Raw genomic sequence first — 22,240 nt, 5'->3', positions numbered from 1 at the left:
GAATTTCTCGGCTATGCAGCCCAGATTGTAGAGCAGGAAAAGATGCTGGAACAGCAGTATCTTGGCACTTCTTCTTCTGAAAAGAAAACGTTCGGTATTTCCACACAGCATTATACGTTTGCTGTGAATGCCTTTTCACAGCTTGTGCAGGAACTAAATCCGGAGGAATTTGATTTTATATTCCGGGAAACAACGGTTTCAGAAGTGATTAATGATGTAAAATGCTATAAAAGTGAAATTGGTATTTTGTACATGAATCCTTTTAATAAGCCCACGATACAGCGTCATTTGAGAGAAGCCAACCTTGTCTTTACAGAGCTTTTTTCAGTTTCCTCCTATATTCTTGTGGGCAAAAATCATCCCCTGGCCTCTAAAAAAGAGATTCAATTCCGGGATCTTCGACCTTATATTTTTCTTTCTTTTGGAAAGGGAGAATTTAATTCCAGATATTTTTCTGAAGAAACTTTGGATATACTTGACCATAGGAAAAACATCCGGGTCAGCGACCGCAGTACTTTGTTTTATCTGATTCATACTCTGAATGGTTTTACAACCTGTACTAAAATGATTGACAAAGACCTTCAGGGCGAAGATATCGTCGCAATCCCTTTTAAAACAGATGAAGAAATCACAGTGGGAATGGTTTTTCTTAAGAATCATACTTTAAGCCAAACTGCCAACCTATTTATTCGAATTGTAAGAGAGAATCTTGACAGCCTGCTATAGTTTTTCTTTATATCTGCTTTTGTATCTGGAATTCCTTATACCAAAGTCAGCTTCTCTAAGACTCTGTTCTTTCTAAGGATAAGTGCTAAGTGGTGATGAAATATGTCTTTGTTTTTACATCACTTAGCACTTGTTTTTTTGTCTTTTTTCTCCAAATTAGTAGAACAAAATTGATATAACAAATAAGGTTTCAGACATTGAATTTAAGTGTGTTGAAATTTATAATAAGAATTGTTAAAACATTAACATCGCGATTTATGTTTTATGGTTATTTTTATAAAAATTTAAACAGGGGGTTTTTTTATGAGTGAGATTGAGAGAAAAGAACAATCAAAAGAAAAACAGCCTACATTAGGCATGTCGATTCTGATCCTTGTACTTGCTGTAATCGTACTGATGGTTGGAATCCTTGTACTCCAATTATCGCCACACATTCCGATTTTAGCATGTGCATTTCTTTTATCTTTTTATGGATTATATCTGAAGATTTCGTGGAAAGATATGATGGACAAAGCTTTTGAATCCATCGCCAGCAGCCTGGAAGCTATTATTATTGTTATGACCATTGGTATGGTTGTTGGAGCCTGGGTTGCGTGCGGTACAGTTCCTTATGTTATATGGGCCGGTCTAAAAATATTTTCACCGTCCTTTATTCTTCCCTTTACTGTGATCCTTTGTGCTATTATGAGTACTTTGACTGGTAGTTCCTGGACAACCGTTGGAACTGTGGGAGTTGCATTTCTGGGAATTGGTGTATCTATGGGTATTCCGGCTCCTATCGTTGTAGGCGCTATTTGCTGTGGTGCATTTTTCGGTGACACCCAGTCTCCTATGTCCGATGGATGTAATTTTGCAACAGCAGTGTCCGGAGCAGGACTCTACAATGGAGTCAGAGGAATGCTGTGCACCAATATTCCGGCGCTTTTAATCAGTTTTGTTGCCTACATTATTATAGGGCTTCGCTATTCTGGTTCCAACGCGTCCAGTTCCTCTCAGATTGAATCAACATTGGCCGGACTGGAAAAAGGGTTTCATCTGACACCTCTTCTCCTGATTCCGATTATTATACTATTTATTATGATTGCCATTAAGCTGCCTGCCATTCCTACAATGATTGTGGCGGCAGTGACTGGAATTATTGTAGCAATCATATTCCAACACGAAAGCCTCTCTTGCGCACTTGGATATCTGATGAATGGATATGTAGGAAATACGGGTGTAAAAGATGTAGATGCAATTATTACTCGCGGAGGCATGAACAATATGATGAGCACCGTGGCTCTGATGATTTTCTCTATGTGGATGGCTGGAGTTCTCCGAAGAATCGGTATCATTCCTGTTATTTTAGGTCACATATCACCACTAATCAAAAAAGTAACTCCACTTGTGGCTCTTACGAATGTACTGACCTTTATTTTCAGCTATTTTGCCGCTGACCCATATTTGGCTATGACTTTGCCATCTAAAGCTCTTGACACCGCCTATGATGATCTGGGTCTGAACAGAAATGTTCTGTGTCGAAATGTTGGAAATGCCGTACTTTTTGCGCCTATGGTTCCCTGGGGATCTGGCGGACTCTATGTATCCGCCACACTTGGAATTGCCGTTTCTTCCTATATCCCGTGGTACATAATCGGCTATGCCGCACCTATCATCTGCATTCTTTTTGCGGCAATCGGAATCGGAAATTACAAAGCAGTTAAGGAATAATAAGAAGGAGGGGGAATATGAAATTTAAGACAAAACATACATTTGCAGAGTCTGCTATCTGGCTGGGGGTTGCTGTCCTTATTCTGATATATGGAGTAGTAATCTTACAGCAAAGCCCTCATATTCCTCTTCTTTTCAGTATTGCTGTGATCGTGCTTTATGGTGTCACCCATAAAGTCTCTTGGAGCGAAATAAGAGAAGGAATCATCTACAATATTTCTGAATCTATAGAAGCTATTCTGATCATATGCCTGATCGGTGTGACTGTGGGAACCTGGATGTCAAGCGGAACTGTGCCAGCCATTATCTACTATGGCTTTCAAATTTTTTCTCCCCAGTATTTTTTAATATCGGTTGTTATTTTATGCAGCATTATGTCTTTATGTACTGGCTCTTCCTGGACAACAATAGGTACCATCGGTGTTGCCTTTATTGGAATTGGCACCGGACTGAAAATCCCTGTCGGACTGACAGCCGGTGCAATTATCAGCGGTGCCTACTTCGGAGACAAACAGTCTCCTGTCAGCGATTCCACTAATTTTGCTGCTTCTGTCGCAAAAACGGATTTGTATGAGCATGTAAGATCAATGCTCTTTACAACTGGTCCGGCTTATATCGGCAGCCTGATACTTTTTGGAATCCTGGGATTGAAATACAGTAACGAAAATTCAAGTGCACAGCAGATATCCATCATTACAGAAGGAATCAAAAGTTCTTTTCGCATCAGCCCGATTCTCTTCCTTCCACTTATCATTATGATCTTTTTGATTATAAAAAAATTTCCTGCCATTCCTACTATGATGGCCGCTTCCGGAATGGGTCTGCTTTTTACCGTATTCTACCAAGGCAGATCATGGAAGGAAGGACTTTCCTATATGTATTCCGGGTATGTGGGAAATACAGGCGTGGAGGCTGTGGACACTCTTGTAACACGGGGCGGCCTGACCACCATGACAACTACGATTACTCTTATGCTGTTCTCACTGTCCCTGGCAGGCGCGTTTCAAGCCACAGGCATTATAAATGGCATTCTGACAAAAACACAAAAACTGACTTGCCATATTCCGGGACTGGTTATTTCCACATGGGTCCTTACTTTTCTTTTAAGCTTCTTTGCAGCGGATCCCTATCTGGCAATGATCATTCCGGCTAATGTGTGGGGACAATGTTATGACGAACAAGGTCTAAGACGAAGTGTTCTATCCAGAACTCTGGAGGATGGTGGTACCATTATCTGCCCCATGGTTCCCTGGGGAACGAATGGTATTTACTGTTCTGCCACATTGGGTGTTGCGGTTTCTTCTTATCTTCCCTACTATTTCCTGGGACTGCTTACTCCCGCCGCCATGTTGTTCTGCGCTTTGTCAGGCTTTGGAATAAAGAAAATCAAAGGAGGTACTTATGACTCATCAAGAGAATGAATCCTTGTTTACTCTCGGAAAAACACAAGCAATAAAATGCAGTGGTTTTTCTTCAGAAAAAGAATTTAAAAAAAACAGGGCAAAACAGAAAAACTTTACTTATCACTGTCATCTTTGCTGCCCTACCCTGAAAGAATTACAGACACAAATAAAGGAACTGGAAATACAGCTACAGGAAAAGCAGCTCCACTTGGAGCGTTTCGGCGTCAGCATTGACTATGCAATGGCACTTCCTGAGGATATGCGTTCTATTTACCGGCAAGGTGACGCCCTTTATTTTTCCTCTCAAAAAGACTGGGATATATTAGGGGCTTCCTCCTATATGCAGCCTCATCTGGGTGATAATATGATTGGAAGTCCTGCATCTTTGGAAAATACGCGGGCTGCCTTACAGGCAGGTGTGACAACCATCGGAAATATATCCCAGTATTTTGGATGGGACTATCCTGAATATTCTGATTTGGAGGCTCGAACAGAACATACAGTAAAAGCAATCAAACTGATGGCTTCCTTTAAAGAATCAGGTACTCTCATCCATTCCAATCTGGATGACGGATATGGCCCTGTGGCTGATGATCTCGGTATGCTGATTGGATATGCTCTTTTGGAGCAGTATATTGTGGAGGATCTTCTTCATGCCAGTCTGGCACATTCTTATGGAGACATGTTCCACTCTCCTTTTAAGAGACTGGTGTTTCTGTCCGCTCTGAAAAAAATACATCATGGAAATCTTGTTGGTTCTATGATTTTCACCAACAAACTTGGCCGCTGTCAGCAAGATGTTGAACGGAACACCGCACATCTTAGCCAATGTCTTCTCACAGATATGGCCGGACAATATATTTATGAAACCGGACATGCCGTTACTGTTATGGGTAACCGGGGCCTGACTATACATACAACCCCGGACGAAATCATCCACACATTGGAATACGCAAAGGAGCTGGAATCCTATATACCGGAACTGGTAAAAACCATCAATACAGATCTTATTGACAGCACTGCCGATCAGATCATAAAAAACGGAACTCGATTCTTTAAACAAATTCTGTCCTATTTCGAAAAATCTGTTGATATTACAGATCCTTATGCTCTTATGCTGGCGGTAAAACGCACAGGTATACAAACTTTGTCACGCACGCTGGCTCCTGAAGGAACAGATACCATCACAACGGATTATAAACTTTATCACGAAAGGAGAATATAAATATGAAAGAGAAAGAATTAAGCGGTAAAGTTGCTCTTGTTACGGGAGCAGCCAACGGCATTGGAAAATGTATTGCTGAGACTCTGGCCAAAAAAGGCGCTGATATTATTATACTGGACGTGGCTGTTACACCAGACAGCGAAGTAATCTCATCCTGCCGTTCTCTAGGCGTCCGGGTCATGCCTCTTGTATGCGATCTCACTGATATGGCAAATATCGAAGGGGCAGTCAGTCAGGCAGTAGATACCATGGGACGGATTGATATCCTTATTAATAATGCTGGTGTCTATCCGGCTTCCCCTATCCTGGAAGTCACAGAAAAACAATTTGATTTTGTAATTAATATAAATTTAAAAGGCCTGTTCTTTGTTACACAGGCAGTCGTTCAAAAATCTATGCTTCCAAATAATTATGGAAGAATTGTCAACATCTCTTCTTCTGATGGAAAGAATCCTGGAAAAGGAGTGTCCATTTATGGCGCTGCCAAAGCAGGGGTCATCAGCTTGACAAAATCCTTTGCCGGGGAACTTGCCGGACACAATATTAATGCAAATGCCGTTGCTCCGGGATGGGTAGAATCGGAACAGGTTCTTGCCGATGACAGATGGAAGGATATTCTTTCTCAGATTCCTTCTCATCGGCTTGGAAAATTAAGTGAAATCGCGGAAGCAGTAGCCTTTCTGTGCAGCGACTGCGTTTCCTATATTAATGGAGAAATCCTTGATGTAAACGGCGGTCTTATTATGGATTAAACAAAACGTTGTATGCTGTTAGAATGTAAAAGTAATCGGTATAGCGGAAACCTCCTTGGGCTTCGCGCCCGTAGAATAGTCTGCTAACCGGTTCTTCATTCGCAGCGTTCGTTTTATGCAGGTTGAGCCGCCCTTCGGGGCGCGTTCGTGTCACACCACATATGCGGCTTATAAATGTTTGGGATTAAAATGTTTGTAAAGCCCTGTCGTAAGGCAGGGCTTTACTTTTACATAGGGAGGTTATTTCAATGCCCAAGGCACAGTGTCGCAAGTAATTGAAAGTTATTGCAGTGCTTTATTTGATGATGGGGCTGATAATGAGGAATTTTTCTACCGCCTTGGCTTAAAAGATGGGATTCGCTTCGGAGATGGGTGAAGGGGATAGAGAAATCTGTATTATAAGTGAATGTATAATGTAAAAATTAAATATTGAAAAGTCCAGGTTTGAAAATTGGTTTGACACATATGTTATTATCAATATAATTAAAATTGTATCTGTTTATGCAATTTTTGTAAGAATGCTTGAGGGAAAAATATGGATATAAAAAATATTAATGTGTTTGAAGTGGTTGCCAGAGAAAAAAGCATTACAAAGGCATCTAAATTTTTATATATGACTCCGCAGGGTGTCAGCAAAATCATACGAAATTTAGAGAAGGAATATGATTGTGAATTATTCCAACGTAAAGGGAATAAGTTTGAACTGACCGAAAGTGGAGAGTGTTTTTTTAAACACATGAAAAAGATTGAAGCAGTATATTATAATATGGAAATAGAACTAATGTCTATCCATCAAAAAAATCAAAGAATAGTTGACCTTTTGTCTGCATATGGTATTCTGCGTTTGGTAACTCCAGAATGTCTTATAGTTTTCAAAGAGAAACATCCGGAAATAGAATTTTATTACCGCGAATATCCAGACTATCAAGTAGAAAGACTTTTTGACAATCAAGAAGGGAATATTGTATTTACAATTTCTAATTTTGATTCAGACAAATATGATGTGACAGTACTGGAATCATTTAAGATTAAACTTCTGGTACATAAGGATCACCCTCTGGCAAAAAAAAGTCATGTGTCAATCAAAGACTTGAAAGGGGAACCGCTTTATATTGAAAACAGGGATTTCCGCATTCATCACATAATTGTGGATGCGTGTAAAGACGAGGGATTTAGTCCAAATATTATTTTTGAAACATCGGGATTTAGCCTTTGCCATAAAATGGTAAACAGAAAGAAGGGTATTTCAGTTACTGTAGATTTTGTGTTTGATGATATGAAAGAGAGTAATCTGGTGATGGTTCCTTTTGAGGCAAAAGAGAATGGGGAATATCCTCTTATGTGGAGTATATGTATGCTGATAAGAAAGCATCAAATACAAGGAAAGGCAGTAGAAATCTTTTATCAGCATGTAAAAGAATGGATGCAGGCGATTCATGACGGTCGTATCAAAAGATAGTTTGTTTAATGAAACAAACTATTGATTTTCAGCGCAATTTTCTGTTTTTTTACAAAAAACAATGAGTAATTAAATGAATAATTTGTATGTTTTGCCGAGGCATTGGTTGTATGTATAAGTATATTAAAATATTCAATACCTCGATTTTTAATTTATATGTTATTCTGTTTTTGTTTCTAAATACAAAGCCTAGGAGGAGAAAAAATGAATATTGGAGCAAAAGCAGTAAATTTAAGGAAGGTGCAGCAAGACGCAGAAAATCATTACAGGGGAGGATTCTTTTGTTGTGAAGCTGTCATGGCAGCTATGAGAGAGAACTTTGAACTTGATGTTCCTGAAGATGTTATAGGGATGGCATCAGCTATGTCTGTTGGAGCAGGGCGTTCTGGATGCATGTGCGGCGCGCTTAACGGAGGGATTCTGGCGCTTGGGATGTTTTTTGGAAGAACTGAGCCACGAGGACCTAAAGATCCAGAGGTTAATAAATGTATGTCATATTCTAACGAACTTCATAATTGGTTTAAAGAAATGAATGGAAAGAAAGCTGTCTGTTGCCGTGTCCTTACCCGCGAATTTGATATGGGGAGGGGAGAGCATAAAAACCAATGTATTTATTATACAGGTATTTGTGCATGGAAAGTTGCAGAAATTGTATGCCGTGAGTTAGGTATTGAGGTTTTGGATAGTGATGATGAGAAAAAAGAACCACGTGAGCGGAAAGATATTGTTGCATAAGAGTAAATAATAAGGAATGGAGAACAGAGATGAAAAATGTAATTAAAAGAGTTCCTGTCCCACTTTGCGGAGTAATGCTTGGAATGGCTGCATTGGGAAATTTACTCCAGAGTTACTCGGAGGGGATTCGCGTATTATGTGGTGCAGTTGCGGCATTGTTGCTAATATTAGTTCTTTTGAAGTTGATTATGTTTCCGGGAATGATTAAAGAGGATATGAAAAATCCGATTATGGCGAGTGTATCCGGAACATTTTCAATGGCATTGATGCTTCTTAGTGTTTATGTAAAACCATTTATTGGCATGGCTGCCTTTTATATTTGGATTCTGGCTATTATACTTCATGTTATTTTAATTGTCTATTTTACGGTGAAATTCATTTTGAAATTAGAAATGCCAAAAGTATTTGCAAGTTATTATATCGTCTATGTTGGCATTGCGGTTGCAGCAATTACGGCACCTGCTTATGAACAATTTGGGGTAGGAACAGTGGCGTTTTGGTTTGGACTAATTACTTTGGTTGCTTTGCTGGTATTAGTTACTATTAGATATATAAAATGCAAAGAAGTTCCAAACCCAGCAAAACCACTAATCTGCATTTATGCAGCACCTACAAGTTTATGTTTGTCGGGTTATATACAATCTGTAACACCAAAATCTAAAACTATGGTGTTGACATTATTTGTTGTAGCAACCGTTCTCTATATTTTTGCATTGGTAAAAGCGATTGGATATCTAAAATTACCGTTTTTCCCAAGCTATGCGGCATTTACGTTCCCGTTTGTTATCAGTGCGATTGCTTCAAAGCAGACAATAGCATGTTTAATGAATATGGGTAGTCCGATACCGATTTTACAATATTGGGTTTTAATTGAAACAATAATTGCAACTATGTTTGTAATATATGTGTTAATTCGTTTTCTGGTAGACATTTTTGGAAGTAAAACGAATAAATAGTGGATGACTATATAAAGATAGAGCAGAGTATAGCTTTGCTCTATTGTAGCGTTAAATAAGAACGCTCTTTGAAAAGTTATTATTACATTCTTGCCAAAATTTGAAGACTTGCCCTTGAGTACCTGCCCCGTAAGAAAAATTGCATCCATACGCTCAAGCATCAACAGCCGGCTCTTTTAACAGATTCCCCATCTGAGTTTGCAGAAGTTCCACTCCCCGGTGGACATATACCTCATTCTGCTCCTGCAGCCGGAAAAACTGGCTGTTTTCCGGCTGCCCGAAAGGAGCTGCCGCAAGTGCGGGGATCTATACACTGGTTGAGACTGCCAAAGCGAATGGGCTTGCCCCAATGAAGTATATAAAATATATTCTGTCAGAAATGCCGGGAAGTGCTTTTCTTGAACATCCTGAATATCTGGATGATGATCTGCCCTGGAATCCTCTGGTAAAAAAATTCTGTCAATAACCGTTGACCTTTTAGTATAAAAGTCTGACGATTGTTTTTCTTTACACTGTTTTATTTGACGCTTACTTTATAAAAGATTTATAGCCCTTTAACGGTATGATTAAACTCAAAAGAATTAGAAGTACATAAACTATAAAGAGACTTGTCGGATTATAGTGGTAAGAAAATTATTGCATCCCTATCACTTTTGTAATTCCATTACTAATGAGTGGAATAAGCGTGATACTTGAAAATAGTGTCACAACAATAGTCATTACGGTATAACACAAACTTTCAAGAACAAGCATTTTTTTAACTTGTCGTATTGTCATACCAACGCATCTCAACAAACAGATTTCTTTTCTCCTTGCTATAATGTCCGTAATAATAGTATTTATAAAATTCAGTATTCCAATCACTCCTATTACAAGACTAACGAAAACACCAACACTTTGCCACATCTGCTTTTGCTGTTCAAATATTTGCTGATATATGGCCTTTGATTGATATTCGTAATTAGAACCAACGCTATTCATGTATTCATCTATTGCCATTTCAACATCATTAAGGGAACTCGGTAAAACATTAAACGAATATGACATAATGCGATAATTCTGACTACATTTCATAAACGTTTCAGTAGGGAGATAAAAGGAAACCCCGGTTGTAGTAAAGCCGCAATTTTCAGATATGTCCTCGCTATCTGGAACTATAAGATCCAGAACTTCAAATGTATATGCAGCACCATTACTAAATAAAGTGATGCGATCACCTGGTTTTATCAGGTTTAAGCCCGATTCATTAACAAGTATATAATTTCCCGACTGTATTTTTTCTAATGTTTCATGGCTTTCTTCTTCGTTTGTTAGTGTAAGATTAGATAAAGTGTAATCATCCATTCCATACAAGAAACAGGACAAATCATTGTTTTCACCTAACTCGTACATTACTCCACCAAATGCAGTCACATATTGCTGCTGGTCGCTTTCAGTTCGCGAATGTTTGGGGACTTCAAATGTAATTTGAGAGGTATCTACATAAGTTCTGCCTCCATCAACAAACATTTCCGAGGATTCCAATGCCTGAATTAACTCACCTGGTATATCCGATCTGCAAGGTGGGCAATGTCATTGTTGTGGGTAATCATTACGACGGTCTGGCGAAACTCTGCGCTGGTGCGCTTGATAAGCCCCAGCACCTCTGCGCTGGTCTTGCTGTCAAGGTTGCCGGTCGGCTCGTCGGCCAGTACGATAGCCGGTTTGGTAATCAGGGCGCGGGCAATCGCCACACGCTGTTGCTGTCCGCCGGAAAGATTGTTCGGCATATTTTTGAGTTTATCTTCCAGCCCCAGCAGGTGAACGATCTCGTCCAAAAACTTCTGATCCACCGTGTCCCCGTCCAACTCCACCGGCAGAACGATGTTCTCATACACATTCAGGATGGGAACAAGGTTATAGTTCTGGAAGATAAAACCGATGTTGCGGCGGCGGAAGATGGTGAGTTGTTCGTCGTTCATTTTCGACAGTTCTTTGTCCCGGACAATTACATTGCCGGAAGTAGGGGTGTCCAGCCCGCCCATCATGTGAAGCAGGGTGGATTTGCCGCTGCCGGAGGTTCCCACAACGGCCACAAATTCGCCATCCTCCACGGAGAAGTTCACGCCGTCAAGGGCGCGGGTAATGTTCGGCTCTGTACCGTAATACTTTTTCAGGTTAATCGTCTGTAAAACGCTCATTTTCAAAAACTCCTTTCAAGGCTTCCCGCCTATTGATAAGGGTATTGTAAAACCCAAATGTCCGCGAAATGTTACAGCGGCCAAAAAATTTCAATGAAAATCGGGGTGAAATGTTACAACGCTCGGACATTTCAAAAAAATTTATGGCGGGCAGCCGAAAATGGCCGTCCGCCGCGTTCTATTTTGTAGGTAACATAATGGAAAACTCCGAACCCTTGCTCGGCTCCGAAACCACTTTGATATAGCCGCCCTGCCGCGTTACGATCTCGCGGGCCAGATATAGACCAATGCCCACGCCCTGCTGTTCGTGTACTTCTTCCTCACGATAGAAACGCCGGAAGATGGCGGCCTGATTGCTTTCGGAAATGCCCTTGCCGGTATCGGCTACTTTGATCTCCACATACATTTCCCACAGCACCACCGACACTGTGATTTTCCCGCCTGCCGGGGTGTACTTCACCGCATTGTCCAGCAGGTTAAAGAGGGCTTCGGATGTCCACTTGCTGTCATGGAAAAAGGTCAAATCTTCCGGGCAGTCCACGGATACGGCGATATCCTTTTTCTCTGCTGCATACACGATCCCACTCATGGCCTGCGCCACGGTATCAAAGAGGCGGCCCGGTTTCTTATCCAACTGGATCACGCCTGTTTCCAGCCGGGAGGTTTTCACAAGGGCCTGAAAGAGAAAGTCCAGCTTATCCGTCTGGGTGCAGATTCCCCGGATGAAGTCGGTGCGCTCCGCCTCGGTCATGGGCTTTTCCAATAGCGTGTCCGTCGCCATCAGATTCAATCTTGCTGCGAATCCGGCTGATGGAGGTTGTCAGGGTGTGTTCGTCCACAAACTTCTCGTCTATATCCCACAGCCTTTCCAAAAGCTGCCCACGGGTCAGCACTTGCCGGGGATTTTTACGGAACGGGTTCAGCATTTTGTACTCCATCGGGGATAGGGTCAGGGGCTTGCCGTTTAGGGAAGCGGTCTGCTCCGAGAAGTCCAGAAACAGCCGCCCGTCGTCGTAAATATCCTTGGCCGGTTTGTGGTGTTCCAGCATGGCAAACATGGCTTTGATTTTCCGCTGCAAGGCCCCGATCACAAAGGGCTTTGTGATGTAGTCTACCGCGCCCACCTCATAGCCTCGTATCTGGTCGCTCTCCTGATCGTTGGCGGTCAGGAAAATTACTATGGTGTCCGGGTGCTGGGGCTTTATCAGTTTGCACAACTCAAAGCCGTTCCCATCTGGCAGATTGATGTCCAGCAGCACCAGATCAAATTCCCGCTGGAGCAGGACTTCGTCTGCGGTTCTGGCATTTAGGGCAGAAGTTATTCCGTAGCCATCTGCGGCAAGATTATAAGATAGCATTTTATTCAAAAAACTGTCGTCCTCGACAATCAGAATTTGTTTCATATCCTCACTTCCTTTTGCTGATAGTATAACAGGCAAATGTCCGCAAAATGTTACGGCGGACGGATTTTATGAAAAAACGACTATTTTATTATAAGGCATTGTGGCAAAGTAAATCCTAAATCTTAAAAACATCCTTATGAAAACTTTACATTTACGGGTTTTTTGTTTTACTCTCTATATAAAATGACGTATTCTTCATCGGAAAGTGACGGATGTCTCACTTAAAAGTCACAGAAAAGTAAGTTGAGAGTTCTATTATATGGGTAAATTCAAGATTAACATTTATGAAAAAGGAGGCTCACATAATGGAGTTTTTAAGAGTTGAAAATCTATATAAGGTTTATGGGAAGGGGGAGAATCAAGTCACTGCGCTTGATGGAGTTTCTCTTACCATAGAAAAGGGGGAATTTACCGCAATTATCGGTTCTTCCGGATCCGGCAAGTCCACGCTGCTTCACATCATTGCGGGAGTGGATGTGCCTACAAGCGGAAAAGTCTATCTGAATGGGCAGGATGTGTATGCCCAGAATAATGAAAAACTTGCAATTTTCCGCAGGCGACAGGTGGGGCTAATCTATCAGTTCCACAATTTGATCCCCACTCTGAATGTAGTGGAAAATATGACGCTGCCTATCCTTATGGATAAGAGGAAGGTAAATAAGGAACGGCTGAAAGACCTGCTGAATCTGCTGGGCCTAGAGGGGCGAAAGAATCATCTGCCTAACCAGCTCTCGGGAGGCCAGCAGCAGCGGGTCGCCATCGGGCGGGCTCTGATGAATGCGCCTCAGGTCATGCTTGCCGATGAGCCGACCGGAAGCTTGGACAGCCGGAACGGGCATGAGATAATCAAGCTGCTGAAGGAAAGCAATAAAAAATATGGGCAGACATTGCTACTCGTTACGCATGACGAGAATATCGCCCTACAGGCAGACCGCATCATCGGGATATCGGACGGCAAAGTGGTGCGGGATGAGAGGCAGGTGGCACGATAATGAACATATTTAATAAGGTTGCCATGCAAGGTCTAAAAAAGAACCGTACACGGACGATCGTGACGATTATCGGTGTCGTTCTGTCCGCTGCTATGATTACGGCAGTGACTACTTTTGGGGTCTCTCTGATGAACTATATGGCAGAAGTAGCAGCCAGTAAATATGGCGACTGGCAGGTCGCATATCTAGATGCGGACTCCTCTTTTAAAAAGGAGATAAGCAGCGATAAGAAAGTGGAAAAGACCGTATCCTTTGAAAATATCGGATATGCCAGGATTGAAGGCGGAGAGAATCCAAATAAGCCATATTTTTTTATTGCGGGATTCAGTCAGAAGACGTTTGATGCCCTGCCTGTAACGTTGCTGTCAGGCAGACTGCCTGAAAATGACAGGGAGATTCTTCTGTCCGGAAGAGCGACAGCGGAAGGCGGCGCTTCCTACGCAGTGGGCGATACGATATCTCTCGCCGTGGGTAACCGCATAGACGGAGATAAAAAACTGGGCCAGGGCGATCCCTACAAAGCCGGAACTGAGATATTCGCGCCCCAGGTGGAGAAAGAGTATACGGTCGTAGGAGTCTGCAGAACGCCAGTCTTTGAAGAGGATTCGTCGCCGGGTTACACCTTGATCACAAGAAATGAGGAAAGCATGCAAGGGGCAGAACTCAGCGTGTTCGTGTCGCTTCGGAATCCGCGGCAGATCCACTCATACGCAGAGAGCGCGGGAGATGGCCATGCATACATCCTGAACCATAATGTGCTTCGCGTTATGGGACTATCGGACAACCCATCCGACCGGGTATTTAATGCACTGCTGTATTCGGCTGGCGTTATTGTAATTGCGATTATCATGGTGGGCTCCATATTCCTGATATATAACTCGTTCAGCATCTCTCTGAATGAGCGCATGCGGCAGATTGGAATTCTTTCCTCCGTGGGGGCTACATCGAAGCAATTGCGCAATTCCGTACTTTTTGAAGGACTTTGCATCGGCGCGGTGGGAATTCCTGTTGGCATCTGCCTGGGCCTGGCAAGTATCGGGCTTATAATCATGGGTATAACCAAAAAACTCAGCAGCATTTTTAATACTGGCGTTTCATTAACCATGGATATATCAGCCCTGGCAATCATAGGAGCGGTTGCAGTCAGCATAATCACGATTTTGATTTCAGCCTATATCCCGGCAAGAAAGGCAGCCAAAACACCAGTGATGGATTGTATCCGCCAGACAAACGAGATCAAAGTAGAGGCAAAGGCTGTAAGAATATTAAGAATGACAAGGCGCATATGCGGTCTGGAAGGAACTCTTGCACTTAAGAACTTTAAAAGGAATAAAAAGCGGTATAGGAGCATCGTCTTGTCTCTTGCGTTGAGTATCGTGCTGTTTGTCTCCACCAGCGCCCTTGTAACAAGCATGAATCAAGAGACAAAACAGGCAAAGGTGGTGACCAGCTATGATATAGGTTTTGGAACCCAGGCCATGGATGATTCTGACATGCTTAAACTATTCGATAAACTCAAACTTGCGGAAGGAGTTACCGAAAGTTCCTATCAGGCCTTCGTGGCATATATGTGTACAGTCAGTCCCGGCGAACTTACGGAAGATTACTGGAAAGCCGTTGGAGGGCATTCTTCGGAGGGAACGGTGAAACTGCCCATGGATATCCAGTTTCTTGACGACAACGCTTATCTGAAGATCGTAAAGGATCTGGGCTTGCCGACAGAGGAATATACCGGGAAGAATGGGAAAATGATTGCCGTTGCCAAAATGAACGATGAAAAGGCAGAAGGAGTGAACGATCTTAAGGATATGTTTACGAATCCCTCTATGGACCTGGCCGTCATGCCAAAGGCAAGCGCGGAAACAGGGGAGGCGCAAGGCCAGAACATAAGCGTTACGTTCGTCGAGACCGTACCGCCGGATTCGCCTCCGATAGCTGGAGCCACGGAGCAGAGGCCTTACTCTTTCCAAGTGATGGCGCCCTGGTCTATGAAGGCGTATCTGTATCCTGCCGATAATCCGGCGGACTTGAAAGTGAAAGGATTGACCTTCCAGTCAGAGAACCCCCCAAAATCAGAGAACGAGATGAAGGCCATGGTCCAAGAAGCGTCCCTTACCTCTGCATATACTTTTATGAACACATCGGATGCTCTTGAGGAAGGAAGGAATTATATCTTTGTTGCCAATGTATTTTCCTATACATTTATTATTATGATATCGCTGATTGCTATTGCCAACGTGTTCAATACGATCTCGACGAATATCAAGCTGCGCCGGAGGGAACTTGCCATGTTACGCTCCGTAGGGATGTCTGACCGGGATTTCAACAAAATGATGCGGTTTGAGTGCGCCTTTTATGGCGTGAGATCACTGCTTTTTGGGCTTCCGGTGGCGATCGTTTCATCGTGGATGATTTGCAGGGCAATGATAGCGGACAGCCACTTCGTACTGCCGTGGGCAAGCATTGGAATCAGTATAATCAGCGTGTTCCTAGTAATATTTATTACCATGCTTTATGCGGTCAGCAAGATAAGGAAGGAAAATATTATTGACGCACTCCGTGATGATATGACTTAATGGTGCAATTTGATCATGGATTCTACGCGGATGCGATAGAAAGGAATGGGTAGTTATGGGAAAAAAACGAAAACTCTTCAACTGTCTGATATTTCTGATTTATATGGTGCTGGGAAGCGCTGTCTTCTTCGGAATAAAGGGATACGGAATGTACCGGGAAGCGATAAAGGAGGAACCGATCGATCTGCGAATTGAAAAAAAACGCAGTCAGAAGGACTTTGTCGGAGTTTGCCAAGAATCTGCTATTTCCCTGTACCGGCAAGGCATTTTTCGATTTCCAGCGCTGCTTTTTCCCAGAGATCCAGAAGATAATCCGGCCCGAGGGGTACTGATCAAAGCGGATTCTTGGCGTTGCTGCTGGTGCTGTTTTTGACGATTATGACGCTGGTTCTTTTGGACACGGCTATCAGCCAGGCGTCAGAGGGAACCGTGGCCAGACTCAGGGAAGAGATTGGCGGATACTTTAAGGTTGAGACCGACTATCAGAAGATGGACATCCTTCAGACGGTGGATCAGTCTATGATCGATCAGGTGATGAAGATTGATGGCATTAAGGCTTATAATGCGATGGCGACCTACTACTTGACAGTTCCGGAACTCGTGCTTAAGGCGAGAAAGTTTTCAATGGAAGCGGACAGCAAGGCCCAGATGGCCCGTTTGTTGGGAAATACAGACAGCGCGCTTAATGAGTATTTTATGCTGGATCTATTTCAACTGGAAGAAGGACGGCATATAGCGCCTTCGGATGCGGGGAAAGCGTTGGTATCCGGTGAACTGGCCAATGATTCTGTCGTCAAGACAGAGCAGCGTTTAGAAGAAGAGACGAGTTTTTCTTTTGATCGCCCGATTGATATGGATGCGGTAGACGTGGATGTGCAGTTGAATATGGAATTAAATCCACCAGCCGTTCTAGCGGCAGGTGGGATGGGACTGCTTATCGTGGCATTGTCAGCGGGTTTATCCTTTCTGGTGATTGTAAGATGCAGGCCCAAGGAACTGCTGACCGTGATGGAGTAAGGAAGTAATTTGCTTATCAAAAATTATTGATGTGAGGGCGGATTATGGAAAAGGAATATACAGAAGACGCAAAAATATTTAAGGCCCTATGTGATGAAAAGCGGCTTAAGATTATAAGCCTGTTAAGAAGCGGGGAGAAATGCGCCTGCTTCCTGATCGATGATATGGGCATAGGCCAGTCCGCATTGTCGTATCACATGAAGATATTATGCGAGTCAGGCATTGTGGACAGCAGGCAGGAAGGAAAGTGGACGCATTACAGGCTAAGCGCATCAGGAAGAGACCGGGCCTTAAAACGTCTGGCGAGGCTTACGACGCCCGACTTGGATAGAGAACAGTTCTGCTATTTATACAGGATCAGATTCTTGGCATGGAATGGCTGGGGAAAATGATAGGCAGCCTGCTGGCTGGCGCAGGCATGGACATTAACGCAAGACTTGGAGGGAGCATTCAGTTCTTTCTCTACGATGTGATCAAGATAACGGTATTGCTATGCTTTTTGATTTTTGTCATTTCTTATATCCAGAGTTATTTTCCGCCGGAGAGAAGCAAGAAAAAATTGGGACGTTTCCACGGCATTGGTGCAAATGTGGTATCAGCGCTGCTGGGGACGGTGACGCCTTTCTGTTCGTGCTCATCCATACCGCTGTTCATTGGATTTACCAGCGCTGGACTGCCCCTGGGCGTTACGTTTTCCTTCCTGATTTCCTCTCCGATGGTGGATCTGGGAAGCCTTGTACTGCTGATGAGCATATTTGGAGCGAAAGTCACAGTTTCTTATGTGGTAATTGGCTTGGCTATCGCAGTTATTGGAGGAATGCTGATTGAAAGAATGCATATGGAACGTTACGTGGAGGAGTTCATTGCACAGGCGGGAAATGTAGATATCGATTCGCCAACGCTCACGAAGAAAGACAGAATGCAGTTTGCCAGGAAGCTAGTAGCAGGCACCTTTAAAAAGGTATTTCCTTGCATCCTTATTGGCGTAGCCATAGGAGCATTTATACACAACTGGATTCCCCAGGATCTGATAGAAGCAGTGTTGGGGAGCGATAATCCATTCGGAGTAATCCTTGCCACTTTGGTTGGAATCCCCATGTGTGCCGATATTTTTGGCACCATTCCGGTTGCGGAAGCGCTGCTTTCTAAAGGGGCGCAGCTGGGGACAGTGCTTGCGTTCATGATGGCAGTCACTACATTAAGCCTGCCATCCATGATCATGCTTAGAAAAGCCGTCAAGCCCAGGCTGTTGGCGGTGTTTATCGCAATCTGCACGGTCGGGATTATTGTTGTAGGATATTTATTCAATGTGTTTCATGCGATGATGATTCTCTAATTGATAACGGGAATTAGCGGTATTCCAGGTATTCCAGGAACCGACGCACGGCCAGAGAAGCAGTTTCATTCCGTCGCTGGTCAGTCTGACCCCTGTCTTTCTTCGCTCCAACAGGACGACTTGCCATTCTTTTTCCAAGTCGTTGATTATGCGGCTAATCCCGGATTGGGAGTAGTTCAATATCTCGGCGGCTTTTGTAAAACTGCCATACTCTACAGCCTTTACAAATGCCATATATTTCTGGATATTCATGTCCATATTTAGTATCCTCCTATCCATCCGATATTGTCATGCTTAATATGAGAAATATTCGTTATTGTGTTTGATGTCTGTATGATACAATAAGGCTTGGAAATAATCAAATGATTTTTAAAGAAGGTGAAAATATGTTCTATGTAAGTGAAATCAAAACAGATGCGCCAGAAGCATTCAAAACGCCTTTGCAGCAAAAAGTATACCAGGTTTTAGCAGAATTAAAGATACCCTATAAAAGGGTGGACACGGATGAGGCAATTACGATGGAAGACTGTGTGCAGATCAATGCGAAACTGGATATGGACATGGTTAAGACACTCTTTCTGTGCAACAAGAAAAAGACCCTGTTCTATCTATTTATTACCACGGACAAAAAGCCGTTTGACACAAAGAAATTCTGCGAGGCTTTGGAGATTCCCCGGGTATCTTTTGCGCCACAGGAACTATTTGAAGAAATCCTGGGAACCAAGATAGGGGCAGCCACTATCTACAGCGTGCTGGATGACTGGGATAAGACGATTCAGGTGATTTTTGACCAGGAAGTTGCAGATTCCGAATATTATGGCTGCAGCGACGGAACGACAACAGGATATATGAAGGTGAAGACGGAAGATATATTAACTTTCATCATTTCTGTATGAATTTGACCTTTTAATTCTTCATCAACCTGCATAGTGATTTTACTATTTTCAGAGTGGTAAAACGGACGCAAGCATAATTTACAGACATAAGCGTCATAGAATTTCAAGATTTCTTTTATTGCGGGTTCATTTCCGGCAGACGCTTTGCATATTACCTCTAGTGAGGGATAGCCATATTCTTTTCTCATTTGTTCAATTCCTTTCAGTTATTAGTGCTTTCAGTTTCTTCAATCCGTTACTTCTTCTGCGATAAATAGCAGAACGTGATACATGATACAATTCTGAAATTTCTTGGTCGCTCATGCCTTGAAAATAGCGTAATAAGATAACACTACGCTGTTTCTCTGATAACTTATGTAAAGCAACAGCAAGTTTCTCATTTGATACTTGGATTGTATAATTCAAGACTTCAAAAGAGATATAATCACAAGAATAGTTATCCATTGTTCTATGCTCTAGTTGTTTCATATCTGATAATTCACAAAACAAAACTTCACGCTTAGAACGTCTTGTAAACTGTCTTTTCTTGCTTTTTACTGTGCATTTAATAACAGTCATCATCAAAGCATTAAACTGTATTCTGACGATATGCTCGAAAGAAGATGTTTCCATAATTCCACCCCCTTTCCGCAAATGATGAAATATATAAACGGATATGCCGTTTATACCTTTTGCTAATGCAGGAAAAAGGGTAAGAAAAAAACCCGTACAAAATACACATTTGTACGAGCTTTTAACGCTGTGAAATATTCAGATGTAAATAGTTTATTGGAAAATTGGCTTTTATTAAATCCAAAAAGTCCCATGCTGTTTTTTTTATAACATCAACCGCACCAAATTGTCTTGCTTCACATTCCATTTTATTTGTCATATTTGCACTCATAATAATTTATTTAATTATTAGAAGGTTATACATGGTTACATTTACGTGGCATTACACCTGCGTTATCGGAAGGATGTCAAAAGTTAATTTTGAACAGTCTGAGAACGGCAAAAGAAAAAGGGATGACGGTAAGTTTTGATGGTAATTTTAGAAGCACTCTTTGGACATGGGAAGAGGCCAGAGATTTTTGTACACAATGTTTACCGTTTGTAGACGTATTGCTGGGAATTGAACCGTATCATTTATGGAAAGATGAGGCAGATCACAGCAAAGGAGATGTAAAGGATAATATTCCATTGCAGCCAAATTATGAACAGCAGGATGAGATTTTTTATATATTTATTGATCGGTATCCGAACTTGAAATGTATAGCCAGACATGTACGTTATGCGCATAGCGGAAGTGAAAACAGTTTAAAAGCATATATGTGGTATGAAGGACATACCTTTGAAAGCAAGCTTTTTACATTTAACATTCTGGATCGTGTTGGAGGAGGAGATGCATTCGCCAGCGGACTGATATATGCAATGATGAAGCATTACAAAGCGATGGACATTATCAATTTTGCAGTGGCAAGTAGCGCAATCAAGCATACAATCAGGGGTGATGCAAATATAACGGATTGATGTATCGACAATTCTTAATCTGATGAATATGAATTACGATATTAAACGTTAGTACAGTGAATGAAACTAATGACATTCCAGGAGCCATTCAGGCTCCAAGGAATGTCATCAGTTCATTTCAAAGTTTTGCATCCCTTTACCATGTTTGAACAGAGCAGACATTTTATAATGCCCTGTCTTGTTGGCAGATTAATAATTGTATTTACCAGTCATTGAAATTCCAATTTTCAGGCATGTTTTCTATCGTCGAATTGCGAATGATGAGCTTACTTTCCATTTTGATTCCGATTGGTTCCGGATTATCAGATGGATTTTCGATCCTGTTAAACAGTAATTCTGCAGCTTTTTTGCCAGTGGAATTTTTTCTGATATGTATGGTGGAAATAGTAGGATCAACAATGGTAGATAGGAATACATCATCATATCCCATGAGTTTAATTTCCTGCGGAACTTTTTTACCGCGTTCTTTCAAAAATTTCAAAGCACCGATTGCCATTTCGTCGTTCCCACAGAAAACACCGTCTAAATCGGGAACCTTTTCTAGAAGGTCTTTCATGACCATGTAACCGCTCTGGTACGTATACCTTCCGTTTACGATCATTTTGTCCTCATTAAGAAACAATGAGTTTTCCAGTAAGCATTCTTCGTATCCGGCAAGACGTTCCGCAACAATCTGAAGCTCACGCGGACCGGTAATATGACAGATTTTTTTACATCCGCAGTCGATCAGATGCTGTACTGCTTTTCTTGCATTATTCAGATTATCAAAATATACAGAATCAATGCCAAAAGAAGTCAGGTCACGTTCGAGACTGACAAGAGGAATCCGTTTATTCTGCTTCTGTACTAGATTCTTAATCTCTTTAAAATGCTGTTTTTCGGAAGCTTTATCGATGGATGATGCAAAGATAATGCCATCGACATGGCTGAGCAACAACTTATGAAACATTTGTTTTTCACACTCGGAAACAGAGGATTCGCTTTTTTTCCCGTTTACGTCACAGATAATGATACGGTATTCTTTTTCATCAGCAATTGCGCTGATTCCGCGGATGATGTATGGATAAAATACACCACACATATCCTGGGTCAGTACACCGATTAATCCCGTCTTTTTATTCTTCAATCCTGCTGCAAGAGGGTTGGCTTCATATTCCAGTTTTTGAACTGCATCAAGTACTTTTTCTGTCAAAGCTGGACTTACATATTTGGTTCCGTTCAATACATTTGATACGGTAGAAATAGATACGCCGGCATATAGTGCAACTTCTTTAATACTACTCATTTTGGTCTCCTAGATTTCATCTTCCGTTGTGTGTCAAGCAATTGATCATCAGAAAATAACAAATAATAGCAAACAATATA

The 22,240-nt window shown here is 42.1% G+C and carries 23 protein-coding genes and 3 pseudogenes; 17 read left to right on the top strand and 9 right to left on the bottom strand.

Annotated features, from left to right (window positions below; translation table 11 throughout):
• The first annotated feature begins 42 nt into the window (after positions 1–42).
• The 9 genes and pseudogenes from HDCHBGLK_RS02145 to HDCHBGLK_RS02105 form a co-directional block, all read left to right on the top strand.
• Entirely contained in the window at positions 43–726 is a 684-nt protein-coding gene (locus HDCHBGLK_RS02145) for a LysR family transcriptional regulator substrate-binding protein (RefSeq protein WP_330490008.1), read from the top strand.
• Between the two features lie 303 nt (positions 727–1,029).
• Positions 1,030–2,436, top strand: a complete 1,407-nt coding sequence (nhaC, locus tag HDCHBGLK_RS02140; protein ID WP_004604933.1) for a Na+/H+ antiporter NhaC — start codon at positions 1,030–1,032, stop codon at positions 2,434–2,436.
• A 17-nt stretch (positions 2,437–2,453) separates the two neighbouring features.
• Entirely contained in the window at positions 2,454–3,857 is a 1,404-nt protein-coding gene (gene nhaC / locus HDCHBGLK_RS02135; protein WP_004604934.1) for a Na+/H+ antiporter NhaC, read from the top strand.
• Complete coding sequence (locus HDCHBGLK_RS02130; RefSeq protein ID WP_004604935.1) at positions 3,838–5,064, top strand: hypothetical protein; 1,227 nt, start codon at positions 3,838–3,840, stop codon at positions 5,062–5,064. The genes nhaC (HDCHBGLK_RS02135) and HDCHBGLK_RS02130 overlap by 20 nt, the downstream gene beginning before the upstream one ends.
• Before the next feature lie 2 nt (positions 5,065–5,066).
• Positions 5,067–5,816, top strand: coding sequence for an SDR family NAD(P)-dependent oxidoreductase (locus HDCHBGLK_RS02125; protein WP_004604936.1), 750 nt, complete (start codon positions 5,067–5,069; stop codon positions 5,814–5,816).
• Between the two features lie 535 nt (positions 5,817–6,351).
• Positions 6,352–7,275 carry a LysR family transcriptional regulator gene (locus HDCHBGLK_RS02120; RefSeq protein ID WP_004604937.1) on the top strand — a complete coding sequence of 308 codons (924 nt, stop codon included), beginning with the start codon at positions 6,352–6,354 and terminating at the stop codon, positions 7,273–7,275.
• A gap of 204 nt (positions 7,276–7,479) precedes the next feature.
• Positions 7,480–8,010, top strand: coding sequence for a C-GCAxxG-C-C family protein (locus HDCHBGLK_RS02115; RefSeq protein ID WP_004604938.1), 531 nt, complete (start codon positions 7,480–7,482; stop codon positions 8,008–8,010).
• 29 nt (positions 8,011–8,039) lie between these two features.
• Positions 8,040–8,966, top strand: a complete 927-nt coding sequence (locus HDCHBGLK_RS02110) for a TDT family transporter (RefSeq protein ID WP_004604939.1) — start codon at positions 8,040–8,042, stop codon at positions 8,964–8,966.
• Positions 8,967–9,216: 250 nt separating this feature from the next.
• A pseudogene (locus HDCHBGLK_RS02105) lies at positions 9,217–9,432 on the top strand (transposase domain-containing protein); the annotation flags it as partial.
• A gap of 167 nt (positions 9,433–9,599) precedes the next feature.
• Here the strand turns inward: HDCHBGLK_RS02105 and HDCHBGLK_RS02100 are convergent.
• The 4 genes and pseudogenes from HDCHBGLK_RS02100 to HDCHBGLK_RS02085 all read right to left on the bottom strand — a co-directional run bounded on the left by HDCHBGLK_RS02100 (position 9,600) and on the right by HDCHBGLK_RS02085 (position 12,549).
• Positions 9,600–10,475, bottom strand: a complete 876-nt coding sequence (locus HDCHBGLK_RS02100; protein ID WP_004604940.1) for an ABC transporter permease — start codon at positions 10,473–10,475, stop codon at positions 9,600–9,602.
• A gap of 23 nt (positions 10,476–10,498) precedes the next feature.
• On the bottom strand, positions 10,499–11,146 hold the full coding sequence (locus HDCHBGLK_RS02095; RefSeq protein ID WP_004604941.1) for an ABC transporter ATP-binding protein: 648 nt from the start codon (positions 11,144–11,146) through the stop codon (positions 10,499–10,501).
• A gap of 178 nt (positions 11,147–11,324) precedes the next feature.
• Positions 11,325–11,927: pseudogene (locus HDCHBGLK_RS02090) on the bottom strand (sensor histidine kinase); the annotation flags it as partial.
• Positions 11,842–12,549 carry a response regulator transcription factor gene (locus tag HDCHBGLK_RS02085; protein WP_004604943.1) on the bottom strand — a complete coding sequence of 236 codons (708 nt, stop codon included), beginning with the start codon at positions 12,547–12,549 and terminating at the stop codon, positions 11,842–11,844. The pseudogene HDCHBGLK_RS02090 and the gene HDCHBGLK_RS02085, both read right to left, overlap by 86 nt.
• Before the next feature lie 305 nt (positions 12,550–12,854).
• Between HDCHBGLK_RS02085 and HDCHBGLK_RS02080 the strand changes: the two genes are divergently transcribed.
• The 6 genes from HDCHBGLK_RS02080 to HDCHBGLK_RS02055 are packed head-to-tail and all read left to right on the top strand — an operon-like array spanning position 12,855 to position 18,470.
• Complete coding sequence (locus HDCHBGLK_RS02080; RefSeq protein WP_009248870.1) at positions 12,855–13,541, top strand: ABC transporter ATP-binding protein; 687 nt, start codon at positions 12,855–12,857, stop codon at positions 13,539–13,541.
• Positions 13,541–16,117: an FtsX-like permease family protein gene (locus tag HDCHBGLK_RS02075; protein WP_004604945.1), complete on the top strand. Its 2,577-nt coding sequence runs from the start codon at positions 13,541–13,543 to the stop codon at positions 16,115–16,117. The genes HDCHBGLK_RS02080 and HDCHBGLK_RS02075 overlap by 1 nt, the downstream gene beginning before the upstream one ends.
• 55 nt (positions 16,118–16,172) lie before the next feature.
• Positions 16,173–16,490 carry a hypothetical protein gene (locus HDCHBGLK_RS02070; RefSeq protein ID WP_004604946.1) on the top strand — a complete coding sequence of 106 codons (318 nt, stop codon included), beginning with the start codon at positions 16,173–16,175 and terminating at the stop codon, positions 16,488–16,490.
• Positions 16,463–17,134 carry a hypothetical protein gene (locus tag HDCHBGLK_RS02065; protein ID WP_147574674.1) on the top strand — a complete coding sequence of 224 codons (672 nt, stop codon included), beginning with the start codon at positions 16,463–16,465 and terminating at the stop codon, positions 17,132–17,134. The genes HDCHBGLK_RS02070 and HDCHBGLK_RS02065 overlap by 28 nt, the downstream gene beginning before the upstream one ends.
• A 44-nt stretch (positions 17,135–17,178) precedes the next feature.
• Entirely contained in the window at positions 17,179–17,526 is a 348-nt protein-coding gene (locus HDCHBGLK_RS02060; RefSeq protein ID WP_004604948.1) for an ArsR/SmtB family transcription factor, read from the top strand.
• Positions 17,505–18,470 carry a permease gene (locus HDCHBGLK_RS02055; RefSeq protein ID WP_004604949.1) on the top strand — a complete coding sequence of 322 codons (966 nt, stop codon included), beginning with the start codon at positions 17,505–17,507 and terminating at the stop codon, positions 18,468–18,470. Before HDCHBGLK_RS02060 ends, HDCHBGLK_RS02055 begins: the two co-directional genes overlap by 22 nt.
• A 57-nt stretch (positions 18,471–18,527) precedes the next feature.
• On the opposite strand, the pseudogene HDCHBGLK_RS02050 reads toward HDCHBGLK_RS02055, so the two are convergent.
• A pseudogene (locus HDCHBGLK_RS02050) lies at positions 18,528–18,728 on the bottom strand (LysR family transcriptional regulator); the annotation flags it as partial.
• 128 nt (positions 18,729–18,856) lie between these two features.
• On the opposite strand from HDCHBGLK_RS02050, the gene HDCHBGLK_RS02045 reads away from it, so the two are divergent.
• Positions 18,857–19,366 carry a prolyl-tRNA synthetase associated domain-containing protein gene (locus HDCHBGLK_RS02045; RefSeq protein ID WP_039909232.1) on the top strand — a complete coding sequence of 170 codons (510 nt, stop codon included), beginning with the start codon at positions 18,857–18,859 and terminating at the stop codon, positions 19,364–19,366.
• Here the strand turns inward: HDCHBGLK_RS02045 and HDCHBGLK_RS02040 are convergent.
• The 3 genes from HDCHBGLK_RS02040 to HDCHBGLK_RS18750 all read right to left on the bottom strand — a co-directional run bounded on the left by HDCHBGLK_RS02040 (position 19,285) and on the right by HDCHBGLK_RS18750 (position 20,237).
• A complete protein-coding gene (locus tag HDCHBGLK_RS02040; protein WP_233440729.1) occupies positions 19,285–19,554 on the bottom strand; it encodes a helix-turn-helix domain-containing protein in 270 nt (89 codons plus the stop codon). The genes HDCHBGLK_RS02045 and HDCHBGLK_RS02040 overlap by 82 nt on opposite strands.
• A gap of 4 nt (positions 19,555–19,558) precedes the next feature.
• Entirely contained in the window at positions 19,559–19,978 is a 420-nt protein-coding gene (locus HDCHBGLK_RS02035) for an RNA polymerase sigma factor (protein WP_004604952.1), read from the bottom strand.
• 121 nt (positions 19,979–20,099) lie between these two features.
• Positions 20,100–20,237 (bottom strand): hypothetical protein, encoded by a 138-nt coding sequence (locus HDCHBGLK_RS18750; protein WP_161567386.1) that lies wholly within the window; start codon positions 20,235–20,237, stop codon positions 20,100–20,102.
• Between the two features lie 134 nt (positions 20,238–20,371).
• Here HDCHBGLK_RS18750 and HDCHBGLK_RS02030 point away from each other — a divergent pair, with 134 nt between their 5' ends.
• The gene (locus HDCHBGLK_RS02030) at positions 20,372–20,875 is read left to right on the top strand and encodes a carbohydrate kinase family protein (RefSeq protein WP_004604954.1); all 504 of its coding nucleotides are present in this window, start codon (positions 20,372–20,374) and stop codon (positions 20,873–20,875) included.
• A gap of 202 nt (positions 20,876–21,077) precedes the next feature.
• On the opposite strand, the gene HDCHBGLK_RS02025 is transcribed toward HDCHBGLK_RS02030, so the two are convergent.
• Positions 21,078–22,160, bottom strand: a complete 1,083-nt coding sequence (locus HDCHBGLK_RS02025) for a LacI family DNA-binding transcriptional regulator (protein WP_004604955.1) — start codon at positions 22,158–22,160, stop codon at positions 21,078–21,080.
• Between the last annotated feature and the right edge of the window lie 80 nt (positions 22,161–22,240).

The sequence above is a fragment of the [Clostridium] scindens ATCC 35704 genome (assembly GCF_004295125.1).
Lineage (GTDB): Bacteria > Bacillota > Clostridia > Lachnospirales > Lachnospiraceae > Clostridium_AP > Clostridium_AP scindens.
The sequence above is the reverse complement of the archived record's forward strand: the minus strand, read 5'-3'. Positions and strand labels throughout refer to the sequence as shown.